Annotated in this window: 22 protein-coding genes; 15 read left to right on the top strand and 7 right to left on the bottom strand. The window is 65.0% G+C overall.

Annotation, left to right across the window (positions count from 1 at the left end; all coding sequences use genetic code 11):
* Nucleotides 1-139 precede the first annotated feature (139 nt).
* A complete protein-coding gene (locus IRZ56_RS08900) occupies nucleotides 140-385 on the bottom strand; it encodes a TIGR02647 family protein (protein WP_084855389.1) in 246 nt (81 codons plus the stop codon).
* 64 nt (nucleotides 386-449) lie between these two features.
* A complete protein-coding gene (locus IRZ56_RS08895; protein WP_084855390.1) occupies nucleotides 450-758 on the bottom strand; it encodes a hypothetical protein in 309 nt (102 codons plus the stop codon).
* Between the two features lie 146 nt (nucleotides 759-904).
* On the opposite strand from IRZ56_RS08895, the gene IRZ56_RS08890 reads away from it, so the two are divergent.
* Entirely contained in the window at nucleotides 905-1564 is a 660-nt protein-coding gene (locus IRZ56_RS08890; RefSeq protein ID WP_196144623.1) for a glutathione S-transferase, read from the top strand.
* 210 nt (nucleotides 1565-1774) lie between these two features.
* Here IRZ56_RS08890 and argH read toward each other — a convergent pair whose 3' ends face one another.
* Complete coding sequence (argH, locus tag IRZ56_RS08885; RefSeq protein ID WP_070572082.1) at nucleotides 1775-3169, bottom strand: argininosuccinate lyase; 1395 nt, start codon at nucleotides 3167-3169, stop codon at nucleotides 1775-1777.
* Between the two features lie 309 nt (nucleotides 3170-3478).
* On the opposite strand from argH, the gene IRZ56_RS08880 reads away from it, so the two are divergent.
* The 7 genes from IRZ56_RS08880 to rsd all read left to right on the top strand — a co-directional run bounded on the left by IRZ56_RS08880 (nucleotide 3479) and on the right by rsd (nucleotide 9938).
* Nucleotides 3479-4222, top strand: coding sequence for a LytR/AlgR family response regulator transcription factor (locus IRZ56_RS08880; protein ID WP_196144622.1), 744 nt, complete (start codon nucleotides 3479-3481; stop codon nucleotides 4220-4222).
* Nucleotides 4223-4417: 195 nt separating this feature from the next.
* Entirely contained in the window at nucleotides 4418-5359 is a 942-nt protein-coding gene (hemC, locus tag IRZ56_RS08875) for a hydroxymethylbilane synthase (protein WP_196144621.1), read from the top strand.
* Complete coding sequence (locus IRZ56_RS23145) at nucleotides 5356-6126, top strand: uroporphyrinogen-III synthase (protein WP_196166406.1); 771 nt, start codon at nucleotides 5356-5358, stop codon at nucleotides 6124-6126. The genes hemC and IRZ56_RS23145 overlap by 4 nt, the downstream gene beginning before the upstream one ends.
* A gap of 45 nt (nucleotides 6127-6171) precedes the next feature.
* Entirely contained in the window at nucleotides 6172-7272 is a 1101-nt protein-coding gene (locus tag IRZ56_RS23140; protein WP_196166407.1) for a uroporphyrinogen-III C-methyltransferase, read from the top strand.
* Nucleotides 7269-8507: a heme biosynthesis HemY N-terminal domain-containing protein gene (locus IRZ56_RS08865; RefSeq protein ID WP_196144620.1), complete on the top strand. Its 1239-nt coding sequence runs from the start codon at nucleotides 7269-7271 to the stop codon at nucleotides 8505-8507. Before IRZ56_RS23140 ends, IRZ56_RS08865 begins: the two co-directional genes overlap by 4 nt.
* A 222-nt stretch (nucleotides 8508-8729) precedes the next feature.
* The gene (locus IRZ56_RS08860) at nucleotides 8730-9236 is read left to right on the top strand and encodes a disulfide bond formation protein B (protein ID WP_196144619.1); all 507 of its coding nucleotides are present in this window, start codon (nucleotides 8730-8732) and stop codon (nucleotides 9234-9236) included.
* Nucleotides 9237-9467: 231 nt separating this feature from the next.
* Nucleotides 9468-9938: a sigma D regulator gene (gene rsd / locus IRZ56_RS08855; RefSeq protein WP_196144618.1), complete on the top strand. Its 471-nt coding sequence runs from the start codon at nucleotides 9468-9470 to the stop codon at nucleotides 9936-9938.
* Between the two features lie 9 nt (nucleotides 9939-9947).
* Here the strand turns inward: rsd and IRZ56_RS08850 are convergent, their stop codons facing one another.
* On the bottom strand, nucleotides 9948-10610 hold the full coding sequence (locus IRZ56_RS08850) for an FKBP-type peptidyl-prolyl cis-trans isomerase (RefSeq protein ID WP_196144617.1): 663 nt from the start codon (nucleotides 10608-10610) through the stop codon (nucleotides 9948-9950).
* 224 nt (nucleotides 10611-10834) lie between these two features.
* Here IRZ56_RS08850 and IRZ56_RS08845 point away from each other — a divergent pair, with 224 nt between their 5' ends.
* The gene (locus IRZ56_RS08845; protein WP_196144616.1) at nucleotides 10835-11935 is read left to right on the top strand and encodes an AlgP family protein; all 1101 of its coding nucleotides are present in this window, start codon (nucleotides 10835-10837) and stop codon (nucleotides 11933-11935) included.
* On the opposite strand, the gene IRZ56_RS08840 is transcribed toward IRZ56_RS08845, so the two are convergent.
* Nucleotides 11911-12393, bottom strand: a complete 483-nt coding sequence (locus IRZ56_RS08840) for a TIGR02444 family protein (protein WP_196144615.1) — start codon at nucleotides 12391-12393, stop codon at nucleotides 11911-11913. The genes IRZ56_RS08845 and IRZ56_RS08840 overlap by 25 nt on opposite strands.
* Before the next feature lie 69 nt (nucleotides 12394-12462).
* On the opposite strand from IRZ56_RS08840, the gene IRZ56_RS08835 reads away from it, so the two are divergent.
* The 3 genes from IRZ56_RS08835 (at nucleotide 12463) to IRZ56_RS08825 (ending at nucleotide 15807) form a co-directional block, all read left to right on the top strand.
* Nucleotides 12463-14373: an ATP-binding cassette domain-containing protein gene (locus tag IRZ56_RS08835; RefSeq protein ID WP_196144614.1), complete on the top strand. Its 1911-nt coding sequence runs from the start codon at nucleotides 12463-12465 to the stop codon at nucleotides 14371-14373.
* Complete coding sequence (locus tag IRZ56_RS08830; RefSeq protein ID WP_196144613.1) at nucleotides 14373-14960, top strand: mechanosensitive ion channel family protein; 588 nt, start codon at nucleotides 14373-14375, stop codon at nucleotides 14958-14960. The genes IRZ56_RS08835 and IRZ56_RS08830 overlap by 1 nt, the downstream gene beginning before the upstream one ends.
* Nucleotides 14961-15174: 214 nt before the next feature.
* Nucleotides 15175-15807 carry a LysE family transporter gene (locus IRZ56_RS08825; protein WP_196144612.1) on the top strand — a complete coding sequence of 211 codons (633 nt, stop codon included), beginning with the start codon at nucleotides 15175-15177 and terminating at the stop codon, nucleotides 15805-15807.
* A 109-nt stretch (nucleotides 15808-15916) separates the two neighbouring features.
* On the opposite strand, the gene IRZ56_RS08820 is transcribed toward IRZ56_RS08825, so the two are convergent.
* On the bottom strand, nucleotides 15917-16669 hold the full coding sequence (locus tag IRZ56_RS08820; protein WP_196144611.1) for a slipin family protein: 753 nt from the start codon (nucleotides 16667-16669) through the stop codon (nucleotides 15917-15919).
* Between the two features lie 2 nt (nucleotides 16670-16671).
* Complete coding sequence (locus IRZ56_RS08815) at nucleotides 16672-18018, bottom strand: NfeD family protein (protein WP_196144610.1); 1347 nt, start codon at nucleotides 18016-18018, stop codon at nucleotides 16672-16674.
* A 95-nt stretch (nucleotides 18019-18113) separates the two neighbouring features.
* Here IRZ56_RS08815 and IRZ56_RS08810 point away from each other — a divergent pair, with 95 nt between their 5' ends.
* The 3 genes from IRZ56_RS08810 (at nucleotide 18114) to IRZ56_RS08800 (ending at nucleotide 19585) form a co-directional block, all read left to right on the top strand.
* Entirely contained in the window at nucleotides 18114-18572 is a 459-nt protein-coding gene (locus tag IRZ56_RS08810; protein ID WP_084855408.1) for an aminoacyl-tRNA deacylase, read from the top strand.
* Nucleotides 18573-18633: 61 nt separating this feature from the next.
* Nucleotides 18634-18876: a DUF2789 domain-containing protein gene (locus IRZ56_RS08805; protein WP_196144609.1), complete on the top strand. Its 243-nt coding sequence runs from the start codon at nucleotides 18634-18636 to the stop codon at nucleotides 18874-18876.
* A gap of 70 nt (nucleotides 18877-18946) precedes the next feature.
* Nucleotides 18947-19585, top strand: coding sequence for an NADH:ubiquinone oxidoreductase subunit N (locus IRZ56_RS08800; RefSeq protein WP_196144608.1), 639 nt, complete (start codon nucleotides 18947-18949; stop codon nucleotides 19583-19585).
* Nucleotides 19586-19662: the final 77 nt, after the last annotated feature.

Raw genomic sequence — 19662 nt, 5'->3', positions numbered from 1 at the left:
AGCCTGAGCATTGCAGTCGGATAAGCGATAAGTGGCTTTTTGACGTCATTTTCTTGTGCGTGGCAAGGGCTGCGCCCTTGATCGCGGGGCAAGCCCGCTCCTACAGGGGGTGTCGGTATTCCTGAGGAGCGGGTCTGGCTCAGGCCGGTTGTGCTGCCTTGAGGATGGTCAGCACCTGCTGGACGCTCTGGGCTGCATCGAGCCCCAGGCTGGTCAGGTAGCCGCCGTCGGGCTGGTCGGTGAGTTGCTTTTCGTACAGGCGCCGGGCGGCAGCCACCAGGGCAGGGGAGGCATTGCTATGGACCTTGATGCCTTCCTGGTGCGAATCCAGGTTGAACAGGGCGAGGACTTCCAGTTCGGCGATCAGTTCGGGGGTGAAGGACATGGCGACTCCTGACTTCCAGACGAGGACGGAGGCACCGCGCTCGGTGCCTGATCCTGGAGTGTAGTCAGGCTTCGTCGTTGTCGCCTTGATCTGCTTCAGGTGGCAGCTCGGGCAGGGCGCGTAGAGCGTTCTCGTACCATTCGCCGTTGAACGGCCGGTCTTCGTCGAGCATGGCATCGATCTCGATGGCCAGCACGTGGGCCATCAGATTGAGGATATCTTCGCGCTCGTAGCCAACCAGGGTCAGCTTGTTGAACGTGGCCTTGGCTGCAGGTGGCTCGCCGCTTTCGATCTGGTTCTCGATGGCCTGGGTCAGGGTCGCCTCGACGAAGGCTTCCTCTTCATTGTTGTCGATGTCGCTGGGCTCGCTCATGGCTGTTCTCCTAGAGTGGGACGCCTAGTGTGCCATGCCCGCGCTGGCGATGCCTGGTCATCGACCCGGCGGATGATGCTGGTCAGGCGCAGACGATGGGGCTATAACAGCCGGGCCAACCCCACACGGCCTGGAGGCTGTAATCAATGCTCAAGCTTCATGGATTCGCGGTCAGCAACTACTACAACATGGTCAAGCTGGCGCTGCTGGAAAAAGGCCTGCCCTTCGAAGAAATCCTGTTCTTCCCCGGCCAGACCCCGCAGTCCCTGGCCATCAGCCCGCGCGGCAAGATCCCGGTGCTGGAGACCGAGCATGGCTTTCTCAGCGAAACCAGCGTGATCCTCGACTACATCGAGCAGACCCAAGGCGGCAAGCCGCTGCTGCCGGCAGACGCCTTCGCCCAGGCCAAGGTGCGTGAGCTGGTCAAGGAAATCGAGTTGTACATCGAGCTGCCGGCGCGAACCTGCTACCCGGAAGCTTTCTTCGGCATGGCGGTGGAACCGGTGGTCAAGGAGCGTGCCCGCACCGAGCTGCTGGCAGGGTTCGCCACGCTCAAGCGCAATGGCCGTTTCGCCCCCTACGTGGCAGGCGAGCAGATGACTTTGGCCGATTTGATGTTCTGCTTCTCGGTGGACCTGGCCTGCGTGGTGGGCAAGAAGGTGCTGAACATCGATTTCCTGGCGGAGTTCCCCGAGGCCAAGGCGTTGTTGGAGAGATTGGCGCAGAACCCGCACATGGCGGGGATCGTGGCGGACAAGGACGCGGCGATGCCGGCGTTCCTGGAGATGGTGCGCGGCAAGCGTTGAGATGAGAAAGGGGCTGCTGTGCAGCCCAATCGCCGGCAAGCCGGCTCCCACAGGGGTAGGCTGCGCTAGCCGCTTGTTCTTTGTGCGACAGCGCAGCCCGGGAGGGATGGGTGATCTCCCACAGGTATGGCGGTGTCTCTGAAAACAGCGCGAGGCCTGTGGGAGCCGGCTTGCCGGCGATTGGGCCGCCAGGCGGCCCCATAGGGTGACTTAGCGCGAGGCCAGCAGCGCCTTGCCGCGCGCCACGGCTGCACGTACCTGGGCCGGCGCGGTGCCGCCGATATGGTTGCGCGCATTGACCGAGCCTTCCAGCGTCAGCACGGCGAACACATCCTGCTCGATCTGGTCGCTGAACTGGCGCAGCTCGTCCAGGCTCATCTCGGCCAGGTCCTTGCCGGTATCCACGCCGTATTTAACCGCATGGCCGACGATCTCGTGGCAATCGCGGAACGGCAGGCCACGGCGTACCAGGTAGTCGGCCAGGTCGGTGGCGGTGGAGAAGCCGCGCAGGGCCGCTTCACGCATGATTGCGTGCTTGGGCTTGATCGCCGGGATCATGTCGGCGAAGGCGCGCAGCGAATCACGCAGAGTGTCGGCGGCGTCGAACAGCGGCTCCTTGTCTTCCTGGTTGTCCTTGTTGTAGGCCAGCGGCTGGCCTTTCATCAGGGTCAGCAGGCCGGTCAGGGCGCCGAACACGCGGCCGCTCTTGCCGCGCACCAGTTCTGGAACGTCCGGGTTCTTCTTCTGCGGCATGATCGAGCTGCCGGTGCAGAAGCGGTCGGGCAGGTCGATGAACTGGAACTGGGCGCTGGTCCACAGCACCAGCTCTTCGGAGAAGCGCGACAGGTGCATCATCGCCAGGCTTGCCGCGGCGCAGAATTCGATGGCGAAGTCGCGGTCCGAAACGCCGTCCAGCGAGTTGCCGGCCACGGCCTCGAAGCCCAGCAGCTTGCAGGTCAGCTCGCGGTCGATCGGGTAGGTGGTGCCCGCCAGCGCGGCGCTGCCCAGGGGCATGCGGTTGGTGCGCTTGCGGCAGTCGACCAGGCGCTCGTAGTCACGGCTGAGCATTTCGAACCAGGCCAGCAGGTGGTGGCCGAAGGTGACCGGCTGGGCGGTTTGCAGGTGGGTGAAGCCAGGCATGATGGTTTCGGCTTCGCGCTCGGCCTGCTCCAGCAGGCCCTGCTGCAGGCGGGTGATCTCGGCCAGGATCAGGTCGATTTCGTCGCGCAGCCACAGGCGGATGTCGGTGGCCACCTGGTCGTTGCGGCTGCGGCCGGTGTGCAGCTTCTTGCCGGTGATGCCGATGCGGTCGGTCAGGCGTGCCTCGATGTTCATGTGCACGTCTTCGAGGTCCACGCGCCAGTCGAAGCTGCCGGCCTCGATCTCGCCCTGGATGGTCTTCAGGCCATCGATGATGGCATCGCGTTCGGCATCGGTGAGCACGCCGACCTGCGCCAACATCGTGGCGTGGGCGATCGAACCCATGATGTCGTGACGGTACAGGCGCTTGTCGAAATCGACCGAGGCGGTGAAACGGGCGACGAAGGCGTCGACGGGCTCACTGAAGCGGCCGCCCCAGGACTGATTGGTCTTGTCGGTGCTCATGGATTCACTCGTTGGAGGCGTGAACGAAAAAAGTGGCGCCGATCATAGCAGGGTTGGGACGTGTGCCGCAGGGCGCTGGTCGAGAGAATCCGCCGAAAACACGAGCCAGGGCGGGCGGTAGGGATATTCACCGATTGAACGGCAGTGTTCCACGGAACGTCTACAGTTGGACAAAGGACTGGCAGCGAATCTGTCAGGTCAGTGAATCTTTGGCCATCGCATCGGTCTAGAGCGTGACCGCGCTGTCGGTCACCCTACATCTGTCTACGCTATACCCATGCGAGACTCACTCAGGAATCCAGCGTAATCATGAATGTCCTGATCGTTGATGACGAACCTCTGGCCCGCGAACGCCTTGGCAGACTGCTTGGCGAGCTGGAGGGCTACACCGTGCTGGAGCCCAGCGCCACCAACGGCGAGGAGGCCCTGGCCTTGATCGAAAGCCTCAAGCCCGATGTGGTCCTGTTGGACATCGGCATGCCCGGCGTGGATGGCCTGCAGGTCGCCGCCCGCCTGTGCGAACGCGAGGCCCCGCCAGCGGTGGTGTTCTGTACCGGTGATGATGAGTACGGGAGCCAGGCCTTCAAGGACAGCACCCTCAGCCATGTGACCAAACCCATCCAGCCCCAGGCACTGCGCGATGCCCTGCGCAAGGCCGACAAACCCAACCGTGCCCAGCTCGCCGCCCTCACCCGGCCTGCCAATGAAGGCGGCGGGCCGCGCAGCCATATCAGTGCAAGAACGCGCAAAGGCATCGAGCTGATCCCGTTGCCCCAGGTCATCTATTTCATTGCCGACCACAAGTACGTGACTTTGCGCCACGAAGCCGGCGAAGTTCTGCTGGACGAGCCGCTCAAGGCCCTGGAAGACGAATTCGGCGAGCGCTTCGTGCGCATCCACCGCAACGCGCTGGTCGCCCGTGAACGTATCGAACGCCTGCAGCGTACGCCGCTGGGGCATTTCCAGCTGTACCTCAAAGGCCTGGACGGCGATGCCCTGACCGTCAGCCGCCGCCATGTGGCCGGCGTGCGCAAGATGATGCAGTCCCTCTGAGGCTGTTGCGGCTCCATCGCCGGCTTGCCGGCTCCCACAGGCTACCGCCAGGCTCGACTATTGCTCCATCCCTGTGGGAGCCGGCTTGCCGGCGATTGGCTCGGTGCAGGCAACAGCGCACCCAGCCCTACTATCTGCAAGCGACCCCGACGATGCTGTTATCATCGACAGCATTTCTCTGGATCGGGGCGCTCCATGTCCACTCGCGAAATCCGCATTGCCACCCGTAAAAGTGCCTTGGCCTTGTGGCAGGCCGAATATGTCAAGGCGCGTCTGGAACAGGCCCATCCCGGCCTGGTCGTGACCTTGGTGCCCATGGTCAGCCGCGGCGACAAGCTGCTCGACGCGCCGCTGGCGAAGATCGGCGGCAAGGGCCTGTTCGTCAAGGAGCTGGAAACTGCCCTGCTGGACAATGAAGCCGACATCGCCGTGCACTCGATGAAGGACGTGCCCATGGACTTCCCCGAGGGCCTGGGCCTTTATTGCATCTGCGAGCGTGAAGACCCCCGCGATGCCTTCGTTTCCAACCGTTTCGCCAGCCTCGACGAATTGCCGGCCGGCAGCATCGTCGGCACGTCCAGCCTGCGCCGCCAGGCACAGTTGCTGGCACGCCGCCCAGACCTGCAGATCCGCTTCCTGCGCGGCAACGTCAACACCCGCCTGGCCAAGCTCGATGCCGGTGAATACGACGCCATCATCCTCGCCGCGGCCGGCCTGATCCGCCTGGGCTTCGAAGACCGCATCCGCTCCAGCATCAGTGTCGACGACAGCCTGCCGGCGGGCGGGCAGGGTGCGGTGGGGATCGAGTGCCGCAGCGCCGATCAGGCGATCCATGCCTTGCTGGCACCCTTGCACCACGCCGACACGGCCGCCCGGGTGGTGGCCGAGCGGGCCCTGAACAAGCGCCTGAACGGCGGCTGCCAGGTGCCGATCGCCTGCTATGCGGTGCTCGAGGGCGAACAGCTGTGGCTGCGTGGCCTGGTCGGCCAGCCCAGCGGCGGCACCTTGCTGGTGGCCGATGCCCGGGCGCCGCGCGGTGAGGCCGAGGCGCTAGGCGTGCAGGTTGCCGAAGACCTGCTGGCACAAGGCGCCGAAGCGATCCTCAAGGAAGTCTATGGCGAGGCCGGCCACCCGTGAGCCCCTGGCGCCTGTTGCTGACCCGCCCTGAAGAGGAGTGCCAGGCACTGGCGCAAAGCCTCGTGCAGGTGGGTATCGCCAGCAGCAGCCTGCCCTTGATGGCCATCGCACCCGTGGTGCTCGAGACGGCGCAGGCCTTGGTGCTTGCGCAACTGCAGGCGTACCAGGCGATCATCGTGGTCAGCAAGCCGGCGGCACGCCTGCTGCTCGAACACCTGGCCAAGGCAGGCCTGCAGCCGCCAGGCCGGGGCTGGTTCACGGTGGGCGCGGCCACGGCCGAGGTGCTCAAGGGCCATGGCCTGCATGTCAGCTTCCCTGCACAAGGCGACGACAGCGAGGCCTTGCTCGCGCTGCCCCAGCTGCGCGAGGCTATCGCCGACGTCGCCAGGCCGCGGGTTTTGATCGTCCGTGGCGTGGGAGGTCGCGAACTGTTGGCCGGGCGTCTTGGAGAGCAAGGTGCTAGTGTCGATTATCTGGAACTGTATCGCCGCAACCTGCCGGAGTACCCGGCCGGTACCCTGCTGCGCCGCGTCGAGACGGAACGCCTCAATGGCCTGGTGGTCAGCAGTGGGCAGGGGCTCGAGCACCTGGTGCAACTGGCGGGTGCCGATTGGCCGCGTCTTGCGCCCCTGCCGTTGTTCGTGCCGAGCCCCAGGGTCGCCGAGCAGGCCAGGGCGGCGGGCGCCCAACAGATTGTGGATTGCCGTGGCGCCAGTGCCACGGCCTTGATTGCTGCGGTGCAGCGAAGTGCTGCACCTGCCGACTAAGGCGCTAAGCTGTATGCGACGCGCCCCCATGCAAAGGATGGATACGTGAGCGAAACTGTCTTGTCCAACAACGAACAACCTGCGGCGTCCGAGGCGCCGGAACCCACCTCCGCCACGCCTGCCAAGCGCTCTGGCAATGGCCTGGCCCTGTTGGCCCTGCTGCTGGGTGCAGCCGGGGTCGCGGTCGGTGGCTGGGGTGTCTGGCAAGTCCGCCAACTGCAAGGCAGCGAGCAGGGCCAGGGCCAGCACCTGCAAACCCTCAACGAGCGCACGGCCTCCTTGCAGCAGCGCGAGCAGCAGATCAGCGCCCAGCTGGCCAGCCTGCCGGCGGCCAGTGAGCTGGAAGATCGCCGGCGCCTGGTGGCCCAGTTGCAAGGCGACCAGCAACGCCTGAGCCAGCGCCTGGAAACGGTGCTCGGTGAAAGCCGCAAGGAATGGCGCCTGGCCGAGGCCGAGCACCTGCTGCGCCTGGCGACCCTGCGCCTGTCGGCCCTACAGGACATCACCAGCGCCAAGGCACTGGTCGAAGGCGCCGACGAGATCCTGCGCGAGCAGAGCGACCCGGGTGCCTTCGCTGCCCGCGAGCAACTGGCCCGCAGCCTGGCGACCCTCAACAGCACCGAGCAGCCGGACCGCACTGGGCTGTTCCTCAAACTTGCCGCCCAGCGCGAGCAGGTTCAGCAGCTCAGCGCCCAGTCGCCGGAATTCGATACCAAGGCCGACGCCCTGGGTGCGCTGACCGCCGACGGCGACGGTGCCAGCCGCCTGTCCCAGTGGTGGGCCGAGATCTCCAAGTATTTCCAGATTGAGTTCAATGCCGAGGAGAACGTGCGGCCGCTGCTGTCCGGGCAGTCGCTGAACCAGTTGCGCCTGGCCCTGAGCCTGACCATCGAGCAGGCCCAGTGGGCCGCGCTCAATGGCGACGCCAAGGTCTATACGCAGGCTCTGGATGATGCGCGCAGCGTGCTGCTGGCCAACTTCAACGCCGACAACCCGCAGAGCAAGGCCATGCTTGCCAGCCTCAACGAGCTGGCCGAGCAACCGGTCTCGGTGGTCACCCCTGACCTGAGCGAGAGCCTGGCGGCGGTGCAGGCCTATATCCAGCGCAGCCACCTGCCGGCCGAAGCCGAAGGGGGCAAGCCATGAAGCGTGTCTACCTGCTGGCGGTGCTGGCGATCGTGCTGGCCGCGGCATTGGGCATCGCGGTCGCCAAGCACAGTGGCTACGTATTGATCGCCTATGGCGGGTTCCGTTACCAATCCGGGCTGTGGGCGGCCTTGGCGGCGCTGGTTGCCATCGTCGTGGCGCTCTGGCTGGTGCGTTACCTGGTGGGCCTGGTGCTGACCTCTACCGGTGTGGTCAACCCCTGGTCGCGCCGCAACCGCAGCCGGCGCACCCGTATCGCCATCGAGCAAGGCCAGCTGGATCTGGCCGAAGGCCGCTGGGCCAGTGCCCAGCGCCATCTGCACCGGGCGGCCGAGGCCGAGCGCCAGCCGTTGCTCTATTACCTTGGTGCGGCGCGTGCCGCCAACGAGCTGGGCCGGGCCGAGGAAAGCGACAACCTGCTCGAGCGTGCCCTCGAACGCCAGCCACAGGCCGAATTGGCCATTGCCCTGACTCACGCGCAATTGCAGATGGACCGTGGCGATATCGGCGGTGCCCACGAAACCCTGCTGGCCATGCAGGAGCGCCACCCGCACAACCCGCAGGTGCTGCGCCTGCTGCATCGCCTGCACCTGGAAACCGGGGACTGGTCGGCCCTGATTCGCCTGCTGCCCGAGTTGCGCAAGGGCAAGGTGCTGCCAGCCAAGGAACTGGCCGAATTGGAACAGCGTGCCTGGGGCCAGAACCTGGGGTTGGCCGCGACCCGCGGCGAAGACCCGCAGGCGGCCCGTCAGGCGCTGGAACGGGCCTGGCAGCAACTTACCGCCGCTCAGCGCCAGGAGCCGCAGCTGGTGTCGGCCTATGCCGAGCAATTGCGCCGCGTCGGTGCCCAGGGCGAGGCCGAGCAAGTGTTGCGGGCTGCGCTCAAGCGCCAATATGAAAGCCACCTGGCGCGGTTGTATGGCCTGGTGCGCGGTGACGATACCGCACGCCAGCTGCAAACCGCCGAGGGCTGGCTCAAGGAGCATCCACAAGACCCGAGCCTGCTGTTGACCCTGGGGCGCCTGAGCCTGCAGAACCGCCTGTGGGGCAAGGCCCGCGACTACCTGGAGAGCAGCTTGCGCATGGAGCGCAACCCGGAAACCTGTGCCGAATTGGCCCGCCTGCTGGCCGGGCTCGGAGAAACCGAGCGCAGCAACCAGTTGTTCCAGGAAGGCTTGGGCCTGCTGGACGAACGCCTGCTGGCCCTGCCTCTGCCCGAAGGCGTGCGCGCCTGACCTGACCCAAGTGCCCACGCTACCCCGTGGGCACTTATGCCAGTAACTTCTCCGGTACCAGTGACAGGGTTTGCGACAACCTGCTTCAGAAACTTCCTACGGAAAATTGAATACTTTCCTTTTCCAATCAGGGACTTGTCTCCCCAGTAGTGCCTTGAAACAAAGCGTGTCTTTCCTCTACCGTTCCGGGGTACTTCATCCAACCCGGGACTTTCTTCGCCCATGCTGCCGGCCCGTTTGCGCATTTTCTTCCTACCAGGCTGGCTCGCCTCGATGGCGGTCCTGATCGCCTCTTTCCATCTCGAGCATGTGTTGAACTTGATGCCATGTCCGCTGTGTTTCAGCCAGCGACTGTTGTTGGGGGTGTATTCGTTGGTATGCCTGTGCGCCATCATCCACAGGCCTCAGCTGCGTGGCAGGCGCAACTATGCCGGGCTGGCATTGGCCAGTTCGCTGGGTGGCGCGCTGCTGGCGGCGCGGCATGTCTGGTTGCAGGGGGCGGGGGTGGTGGTCGAGACCTGCCAGATGCCGTTTGGACGGGTGTTGGAGCAGTCCTGGCGTGAGGCTTTCAGGCAGCTTGTGTTCGGCGGCCCGGACTGCACGTCGCTGACCTGGAGCTTCATCGACCTGACCCTGCCCGAATGGAGCCTGCTGGCTTTCCTGCTGTTATCGGCGCTGCCCCTGGGGTGGCTGGTAGCGTATCGGTTGCACGTGCTCGGCAAAGGTTGACCCAGGGCAAGCGCGGCGGGATTGTTCGACCAGCGGTGCCTTCGAAGGGGATTAAACGCTTGTATGAACTTTGTCCGCTGCGTACCTTGAAGGCCAGCACGCGCGGGAATAATCTCCCAGCACGCATACCGAAAACACAACTGCTCGATGCCGTCCTGCTGATGTCACCTTTGTGCTGCGGTGTTTATGCGCGAGGTGCAGCGGCATCAACCCAGAAGGGATGAGATAGCCATGCTCGATAGTTGTCAGAACGCTCAGGAACGCTGGGGTGGGGTTCACAAGCTGATCGATCGTTGGCTCAAGGAACGGGAGGAGCTGGTCCAGGCTTTCCGCACCTTGCGCGATGCCAAGCCAGCCTTCGCCGACAAGGACAAGAACCGCGACTTCTGTGCGGTGCTGGTCGACTACGTGTCGGCCTGGCATTTCGAAGTCAGCGAACAACTGGTCACGGAAGCCAAGGCGTTCGGTGACGACAAGGCCCTGAAACTGGCGGAAGAGATCAACCCGCGAATCAACGACATCACCCAGATCGCCCTGGCCTTCAACGACCACTGCGAAAAGGGGGAGTGCAAGGACACCGAGCGCTTCGCCGAAAAACTGGGCAAGCTCGGCAGCTTGCTGCATGAGCGTTTCGAATTGGAAGACTGCCTGATCGAAGTGTTGCACAACGCGCACAAGGAAGAGGGCGCGGTGCAGGCCTGACGGCCTGCGTCAGTCGGCGACCGCCAGCAATTCGATCTCGAATACCAGGGGCGTGTAGGGCGCGATCAGGTCGCCCGCGCCTTCGGCGCCATAGGCCTGCGCCGATGGGATCACCAGGCGCCATTTCGCCCCTGCTTTCATGTGCGGCAAGGCTGCTTGCCACCCCGCGATCACCGAATCCAGGCTGAACCACTGCGGTTGCAGGTTCTGGTCGAATACCGAGCCATCCGGCAGTTTCCCTACGTAGCGTACCTGCACCTTGCCCCCGGCCCTGGGGGTGTTGCCATTGCCACGCGCCAGTTCGGTATAGAGGATGCCCCCGGCCAGCTCATGCACGCCGGCGCGGGCCCTCTCGCTGGCCATGAAGCGTTTCTCGGCCGCCTCTAGCCGCTCGACCTCCGCCTGCGCTGCCGCTGTGTTGGCCTGCTCTTCGTGTTGCTGGAGGATGGCCTGCATGCGCGGCTTTTCCAGTTTCAATGGCTGGCCTTGATAGGCCTGGCGCAACCCTTCGACCAGCGCATCGAGCTGCAGGCCAGGGACTTCGGCGCGCAACCGTTCACCGAGGCTCGCGCCCAGGCTGTAGGCCAGATCATGGTCATTGGCAGGGGTATCAGGATTGGCCAGGGCAAAAGGTGCCGCCAGGCACAGGCACAGAACAAGATAACGAGGCACGTTCAACTCCGGCTGGGAGGAAGGAAAAGTATGCCAGCCTTGTTGCCAAAAGAGATGTAAATATCAGCAACACTTTATTGACCAACTACACTTGCACCGAGCTGCAAGATAACAACTTAGCCCAGGCATGCAACGCGGCATCAATATTACTGTCAACATGCCCTAGCGGCGTAAGCAGCAGAAGCATAGTATGAGCCGCACTCTCGTCAGCCAGGAGGTAAGCCATGTCGGCCAAGAAGAAGCCAGTCAGTACGCCGTTGCACCTGCTCCAACAACTTTCGGGCAGCCTGCTCGAACATTTGGAAGATGCCTGCTCGCAAGCGCTGGCTGACGCCGAGAAACTGCTGGCCAAGTTGGAAAAGCAACGTGGCAAGGCGCAGGAGAAACTCCACAATGCGCGCCTGAAGTTGCAGGACGCTGCCAAGGCCGGCAAAGCCAAGGCCCAGGGCAAGGCCCAGAAAGCAGCCGGCGAACTTGAAGCGTTGCTCGATTCGCTCAAAGAGCGTCAGGCACAAACTCGCACTTATATTCAACAGCTCAAGCGTGATGCCCAGGAAAGCCTGAAGCTGGCGCAGGGTGTCGGCAAAGTACGCGAAGCCGCCGGCAAGGCGCTTGACCAACGTGCTGCCGCGGCCAAGGCCCCGGCCCGGGTGGTCGCCAAACCTGCAGCCAAGACTCCGGTGAAAGCCGCGGCCAAGCCGGCCGCCAAAGCGGCTGCAGCCAAGGCCCCAGCCAAGGCTTCCGCTAAACCGGCTACCGCTCGCGCTGCCGCTGCCAAGCCTGCTGCAAAACCGGCCGCCGCCAAAGCCGCTACCGCCAAGCCGGCTACCCGCGCCGCCGCGAAGCCTGCAGCCAAACCTGCTGCTGCGAAGGCCGCTGCCGCCAAGCCTGCCGCGCGTACCGCTGCTGCCAAGCCAGTTGCGGCTAAAGCTGCCGCTGCCAAACCTGCTGCCAAAGCCACGGCCGCCAAGCCAGCTGCCGCCAAGGCCGCCGCCGCGAAGCCTGCAGCCAAATCGGCCGCCACCAAGGCTGCTGCTGCCAAGCCTGCCGCCAAACCGACCGCGGCCAAGAAGGTCGCAGCCAAGCCGGCTGCCAAACCTGCTGCCGCCAAGGCCACTGCGAGCAAGCCAGCAGCCAAACCCGCTGCGGCAAAAGCCCCGGCCAAGCCAGCTGCAGCCAAGCCGGCCGCCAGCAAGCCCGCCGAAGCCAAGCCAGCCGTACCGGCGGCCAGCAGCCCAGCGCCTGCGACCAACTCGGCAGCGCCGGCCGCCGCTTCGCCAGCACCGGCCAGCAGCCCGGTTCAGTCGCCTTCGTCGGCGTCCTGACGCCCTTCGGCCATGACGCGCAGCTGATGCAGCGCGTCGTGGTCGCGGGCTTGCTCCGGCGCGAGCCAGGGCAACCAGTCTTCTACAGGGTGGCCCTGCGTCGTGGGCCACGCCTGTGCCCGCTGCTCCAGGCGTGCCAGCAAGGTGCGCTCGGCTTCCAGTTCCAGCCCTTTTACCTGTTCACGCAGCATTGCCAACTGTGGGTCGTCCTGCGCGCCGGCACGCCACTGTTGGCGTAGCTCGCGTAATGGCGCCACGACCTGTCGTTGCCAGGGCGCGGCAAGGTTCTGCAATGCCCGCACCCGCTCGGCCTCAGGTGCCACACCGCGCGCTCGCAGCCAGGTGCCGCACAGCAGCAGGCAGACATCAGCGCCCAGTGCCTGCAAGGTCAGGCAGGCGCTTTCAACTCCTGGCCGGGCGTACAGGGCCAGAGCGTGGTTCCACAAATCGTTGTGCATGTTCGGGCTCGCCAGTGGTCAAGGTGGCCTGTGTGCTCCAGTGGGAAGCTGATAGACTCCGCGACCATCATGATCAGACTATCCAACCTCACTTTACAGCGTGGTCCACAGCGCTTGCTAGAAGGCGCCGAGATGACCCTGCACGCCGGTCACAAGGCCGGCCTGATCGGCGCCAACGGCGCCGGAAAATCCAGCCTGTTCGCCTTGCTGCGCGGCGAGCTGTCGCCCGATGGCGGCGACTGCCACTTGCCGGCCGACTGGCGCATCGCCCACATGCGCCAGGAAGTCGATACCCTCGACCGCCTGGCGGTGGACTATGTGCTCGACGGTGACGTGCGCCTGCGCAAGGTCCAGGCCGACCTGGTCGTCGCCGAGGCTGCCCATGACGGCACCGCCCTGGCACGCCTGCACAGTGAGCTGGACAGCGCCGACGGCTATACCGCCGACGCTCGCGCGCGCAAGCTGTTGGCGGGCCTCGGGTTCACTGCCGAACAGATGGATCGTCGCGTCGGCGACTTCTCCGGTGGCTGGCGGATGCGTCTGAACCTGGCCCAGGCATTGATGTGCCCGTCCGACCTGCTGCTGCTCGACGAACCCACCAACCACCTGGACCTGGACGCCATCCTCTGGCTGGAAGACTGGCTCAAGGGCTACCCCGGCACGTTGTTGCTGATCTCCCACGACCGTGACTTCCTCGATGCGGTGGTCGACCATGTGGTGCATGTCGAACAGCGCAAGCTCAACCTGTACAAGGGTGGCTACACCGCCTTCGAGCGCACCCGGGCCGAGCGCCTGGCGCAGCAGCAACAGGCCTACGAGAAGCAGCAGGCCCGCCGTGCGCACATGGAGAAGTACATCGCCCGCTTCCGCGCCCAGGCCACCAAGGCCCGCCAGGCGCAGAGCCGGATCAAGGCGCTGGAGCGGATGGAAGAGCTGTCGGCGGCCCACGTGGATTCGCCGTTCGATTTCGTGTTCCGCGAGTCGGAGAAGATCTCCAACCCCTTGCTCGACCTCTCCGAAGGTCGGCTCGGCTATGGCGACAAGGCCGTCCTGGAGAAGGTCAAGCTGCAGCTGGCGCCCGGGGCCCGCATTGGCCTGCTCGGCCCCAACGGCGCCGGCAAGTCGACCCTGATCAAGAATCTGGCCGGTGAACTGCAACCGCTCGCCGGGCGCCTGGTGCGTGGCGAGAACCTGGCTGTGGGCTACTTCGCCCAGCACCAGCTCGACTCGCTGGACGACAAGGCCAGCCCGTTGCTGCACCTGCAACGCATCGCGCCTGCCGAGCGCGAGCAGACCCTGCGTGACTTCCTCGGTGGCTTCGACTTCCACGGTGACCGGGTCGACGAGCCGGTGGTGAATTTCTCCGGTGGCGAGAAGGCGCGCCTGGCCCTGGCCTTGATCGCCTGGGAGCGGCCCAACCTGCTGCTGCTCGACGAACCGACCAACCACCTGGACCTGGAAATGCGCCTGGCCTTGACCATGGCCCTGCAGGAATTCAGCGGCGCGGTGGTGGTGGTTTCCCACGACCGCCACCTGCTCAAGAGCACCACCAACGACTTCCTGCTGGTGGCCGATGGCAAGGTCGAAGCCTTCGATGGCGACCTGGACGACTACAGCCGCTGGCTGATCGACTACCGCCAGCGCAGCGCCCCTGCCAGCAATGCCCCGGCCAACCCGGACAAGACCGACAAGAAGGCCCAGCGCCAGGCCGCCGCCGCCTTGCGTCAGCAATTGGCGCCGCACAAGCGCGCTGCCGAGAAGCTGGAAACCGAGCTGAACCAGGTGCATGGGCAACTGGCCGAGATCGAAGCCGCCCTGGGCGAGGCCAGCCTCTACGAAGCGGCCCGCAAGGATGAACTGCGTGACCTGCTGGCCCGCCAGACCCAGCTCAAGCAGCGCGAAGGCGAGCTTGAGGAAGCCTGGATGGAAGCCCTGGAGACGCTCGAGAGCATGCAGGCCGAACTCGAGGCGCTGTCCTGATGGAGGAACTGCGTTCGCTGCTGCCGGGGCAATGGATGGATGCGTTCTGGCTGGGGTTGCAGATCCTGCTGATCCTGATCGCCGCGTTCATCCTGCAGCGGGTGGTCGCCCGGGGCCTGAAGAGCCTGGGCGAGCGCTACCCGCTGCCGCCGGAACTGCTGGTGCCGGTGCGTGGTGGCCTGCGCTGGCTGATCATGGGCAGTGCGCTGTTGTTCGTGCTGGAGCGCCTAGGCGTTTCGGCAACGGTACTGTGGACGGCGCTGTCGGGCTTCGTGGCCGTGGCGGCGGTGGCGTTCTTCGCTATCTGGAGCGTGTTGTCCAACCTGCTCTGCGCGGTGCTGATCTTCACGGTTGGCCCGTTTCGTATCGGCGATGTGGTGGAACTGGTCGACACCCTGGACAAGCCCGGGGTCAAGGGCCGGGTGATCGCCATCAACCTGTTGTACACCACGTTGATGGAAACGCCCGAGGCGGGCGGGGCGCTGGTGCAGGTGCCGAACAGCCAGTTCTTCCAGAAGGCCGTGCGCCGCTGGCGTGGGACCGAGGTGCCGGTCGTCGTCAAGCCGGAGTCCACGGGAGCCGACTGAGGCGCTACCTGTTGGTATCGGCGGTGCGCTCACGTGTTGGGGCTGCTTTGCAGCCCTCTCGCGGCACAAGGCCGCGCCTACAGAAGCGGCCTTGTGCCCGGGAAAAGGGCTCGCAGCGCCCCCAATCTGCATCGACGCTATAAATTCTTCTGGTCATTTTTTCGCCAAAACCTTAGCTTAACGTTTTGCAACATTTGTTCGAGCGAGGTGTGCGATGTCGATGGAAACCTGGTTGGCCTTTTTTGCCGCATGCTGGGTGATCAGCCTGTCGCCGGGTGCCGGGGCCATTGCCTCGATGTCCAGCGGGCTGCAGTACGGCTTTTGGCGTGGATACTGGAACGCCCTGGGCCTGCAACTGGGCCTGATCGTGCAGATCGCCGTCATCGCCGCCGGTGTGGGTGCCATCCTCGCGGCGTCGGCGACTGCCTTCCAGCTCATCAAATGGTTCGGCGTCGGCTACCTGGTGTACCTGGCCTACAAGCAATGGCGTGCCTTGCCCATGGACATGAGCGATTCGTCCGCCGTGCGGCCGATCGGCAAGCCATTGAGCCTGGTGTTCCGAGGTTTCCTGGTCAACGTCAGCAACCCCAAGGCCCTGGTGTTCATGCTGGCCGTGCTGCCGCAGTTCATCAACCCCCATGAGCCGCTGCTGCCACAGTACCTGGCCATCACCGCGACCATGATCACCGTCGACATGCTGGTGATGGCAGGCTATACGGGGCTGGCCGCACGCGTGCTGCGGCTGCTGCGCACGCCCAAGCAGCAGAAGCGCTTGAACCGCACCTTCGCCGGGCTGTTCATCGGTGCAGCGACCTTCCTGGCCACCTTGCGTCGCGCACCGGTCTGACCGGCCTTGCTTAGGAGATCACCCGCTGGGCTGTCGCCCAAAGAACAGGTGGCTAGCGCTGGTCTCTCTGTGGGAGCGGGCTTGTCCCGCGATTGGGCCGGGCCCGATGTCACGGCTGTTTGTCGACCAACCCCTTGAGCAGGTCCACCGGCAGCGGAAAGACGATGGTCGAGCTCTTGTCTCCGGCAATCGTTCCCAGGGTTTGCATGTAGCGCAGCTGCATCGCCCCAGGTTCCTTGCCGAGCATCTGCGCGGCCTGCATCAATTTCTCCGAGGCCTGCAATTCCCCTTCGGCGTGGATCACCTTGGCCCGTCGCTCGCGTTCGGCTTCAGCCTGGCGGGCGATGGCGCGCACCATCGACTCGTTGAGGTCGACGTGCTTGATCTCGACATTGGCCACCTTGATGCCCCAGGCGTCGGTCTGGGCGTCCAGCACCTGGCGGATGTCTGAGTTCAGTTGCTCGCGCTCGGCCAACAACTCGTCGAGCTCATGCTTGCCCAGTACCGCACGCAGGGTGGTCTGGGCCAGCTGGCTGGTGGCGCTGAAGAAATCCTCCACCTGGATGATTGCCTTCTGTGGGTCGAGCACACGGAAATACACCACGGCATTGACCTTGACCGAGACGTTGTCGCGGGTGATCACGTCCTGGGTCGGCACGTCGAGCACCACCGTACGCAGGTCGACCCGCACCATCTGCTGGATACCCGGGATCAGCAGGATCAGGCCAGGCCCCTTGACCTGCCAGAAGCGCCCCAGCTGGAACACTACGCCTCGCTCGTACTCGCGCAGGATGCGCAGGGCCGACAGCAACAGCAGGCCCAGGACCGCTAGTACCGCACCGAAACCGAATTGAACGAACATCGTCACTCTCCTTGCGCGCTGGGCGCGGTGGCGCTGACCTCCAGCATCACGCCCCGGCGGGCTGTCACGCGCACGTGTTGCCCAGCTTGCAACGGGGTCGCGCACCGGGCTTGCCATTGTTCGCCCTGGGCCTGCACCGAGCCGCAGAACGGGTTGTCCGCCATCACCTGGGTCACCGTGACCAGGCTACCGACCAGGCCGGCATCGCCGCTGACCAGGGCGCGTTGCCGTGCCTTGATGGCCATGCCCAGCACACCGCCGAGCAGCAGGGCCGAGACCGCCGCCAGGGCGACGATCAACGCCAGCGGGATGCCGAAGCCAGGGGCGTCGGTGTCGATCAGGATCACCGCGCCCACCACGAAGGCGACCACGCCGCCGAAGCCGACCACGCCGAAGCTGGGCAAAAACGCCTCGGCGACCATGAACGCCACGCCGAGCAGCACCAATGCCACCCCGGCGTAGCTCACCGGCAACAATTGCAGGGCGTACAAGGCCAGCAGCAGGCAGATCCCACCTACCACGCCGCCGACACCGGAGCCTGGGTTGATGAATTCGAACAGCAGGCCGTAGATGCCGATCATGATCAGGATCAGCGCCACGCTCGGGTTGGTGATCACCGCCAGCAGGCGAGTGCGCCAGTCGGGCAGGTGTTCGACGATGGCCGCGCCTGCGGTGTGCAACTGGCGGGGCTGGTCGGCGGCGACCAGGGTCCTGCCGTCCAGTTGTGCGAGCAGCTCGGGCAGGTCGCGGGCCACCTGGTCGATGACCTTGATGCGCAGCGCCTCGCTGGCCGACAGGCTCACCGCCTCGCGCACCGCCTGTTCCGCCCAGTCGGCATTGCGCCCGCGCAGTTGAGCCAGGCCGCGGATATAGGCCGCGGCGTCGTTGACCTGCTTGCGGGCCAGGGCATCGTCCTCACGGGACTCGTCGGGCGCCGGTTTGCCAGGCGACGGCGCGCCTACCTGCACCGGCGTGGCTGCGCCCAGGTTGGTGCCCGGGGCCATGGCCGCTACGTGGCTGGCGTACAGGATGTACGTCCCGGCGCTGGCTGCGCGGGCGCCGCCGGGGGCGACGAAGCTGGCCACCGGCACGGGGCTGGCGAGAATGGCCTTGATGATCTGGCGCATGGCGGTGTCCAGCCCGCCGGGCGTGTCCAGGCGGATCACCACCAGCTGCGCACCTTGCTCCTGGGCCTGCTCCAGGCCGCGCACCAGGTAATCGGCACTGGCCGGGCCGATGGCGTCGTCCACGCTCAGCACCCAGACGCTGGCGCCGGGCACCGCCTGGCCGCCCGGGACGATGCCGAGCAACAGCACGAGCAGCAGCCAGCGCCAGCAGCGAGCGATCACCTGTCGTCACCTTGTCCGGACCTGTTACCGAAGTTTAGTCGTGCCTGCCGGACCACGGCCTAAACTTGCAGATGGGGGTAAACCGGAGGTGCATCATGCGTATGGCCAAGACCCTGCAGCAGCGCCTGGACAAGGCCAACTGCGATTACGACATCATTCCCCATCCTCACTCGGCCACGAGCCTGGAGTCGGCACGCACGGCCGGCGTTCCCGCAGAGCGGGTCGCCAAGTCGGTGATGCTCGACGACCGCCATGGCAACTACATCATGGCCGTGCTACCGGCCAACCGGCATCTGGACATGAGCAAGATCCGCATGTCCGGCGCCTGGCAACTGACCCGCGAAAGCGGCCTGCCGACCCTGTTCGGCGACTGCGAGCGTGGCGCCGTGCCAGCGCTTGGCGATGCCTATGACATAAAAATGCTGCTCGACCCGAGCCTTACCCGCCAGGGCGATGTCTACCTGGAGGCGGGTGACCACGATCACTTGATCCACATGAGCATGGAACAGTACCTGAAGCTGGTTCCGCATGCCGAAGTGCGCGAACTGTGCTGATGTCCCTCAACCCATTGCCGGGCTGGCGTCGTGGACGACCCGCCCGGCCGCAGGAGGAATCATGGAAGCACCGATCCATCCGTTCGCCGAACTGTTCAAGCAACTGGGGCTGGCGGACGATGCCGAGAGCATCGACAAGTTCATCACCACCCATTCACCGCTCAAGAACGAGATCAAGCTGGTGGATGCGCCGTTCTGGACCGAGGCCCAGCGGGCCTTTCTCAAAGAGAGCGTGATAGACGACGCCGATTGGGCGGTGCCGTTCGATCAACTCAACGAGGCCTTGCGCCGACCCAGGAAATAAAACGCCGAGTGGCACCTGATGGGTGAGAGGGCCGTTGCTATGCTCAGGTAAAACAACAGGGGATAGCGTGATGAAAGATCCCTACGCATCAGGTTTCTGGTGCTCCGTGACGATCCTGGGCATCCTGACGGCCGGTTACTTCTACGGTATTCGCCATGTCCACTCCATGGGCCACGCGCTACAGTTCATGTATGCCGCTGCCGCGGTCACGGCGGCAGCGGTGCTTTGCGTGCTGGCCTGGATCGCCTGGCAACAGTTGCGCTTGAACAAGCGCGAGGTGAGCCAGGGGCATACGCTGTTGACTATCTGGAACACCAAGGTCGCCCTGCGGCGGGTCGAAACCGTGTTCGATCGCTATTTCTGGGGCAGCTACTGGCATTCCGGGCGGACCTTCGAGGAGGTCATGGGCGAGCTCAAGGGCACGCCGCTGGAGCAAAGCCTGGATGCGCTCAAGCGCCAATGCCGGGAGCTGGACCGGGAAGTCCACGACCACCAGCACCGCTGGCTGGCCAACGCCCGTGACCTCTCCAGCGTGGCCACGGCCATGGCCCGCGAGCGTTATCAGCTGGACTTGTGTGACTCGCAAGGGCGCGAGGGGGGCAACACGGCCGTGCTCAACCGCGACTTGGAAGTGCTGGTGTACACCTGGTCGGCGCGCCTGCGCAGCTTTGACCATCAGCTGGACGAGCTGGAGCGTGGCTACCATTGATGGGTATGCAGCCCTTTCGCGGGGCCACGCCCCCCGGGAACGGTGTGTTGTGGGGGGGGGGGGGGGGGCACAGGGGG

The organism is Pseudomonas guariconensis (assembly GCF_015680235.1).
Taxonomy (GTDB): Bacteria; Pseudomonadota; Gammaproteobacteria; order Pseudomonadales; family Pseudomonadaceae; genus Aquipseudomonas; species Aquipseudomonas guariconensis_A.
This window is presented reverse-complemented; position numbering and strand designations above follow the sequence as displayed.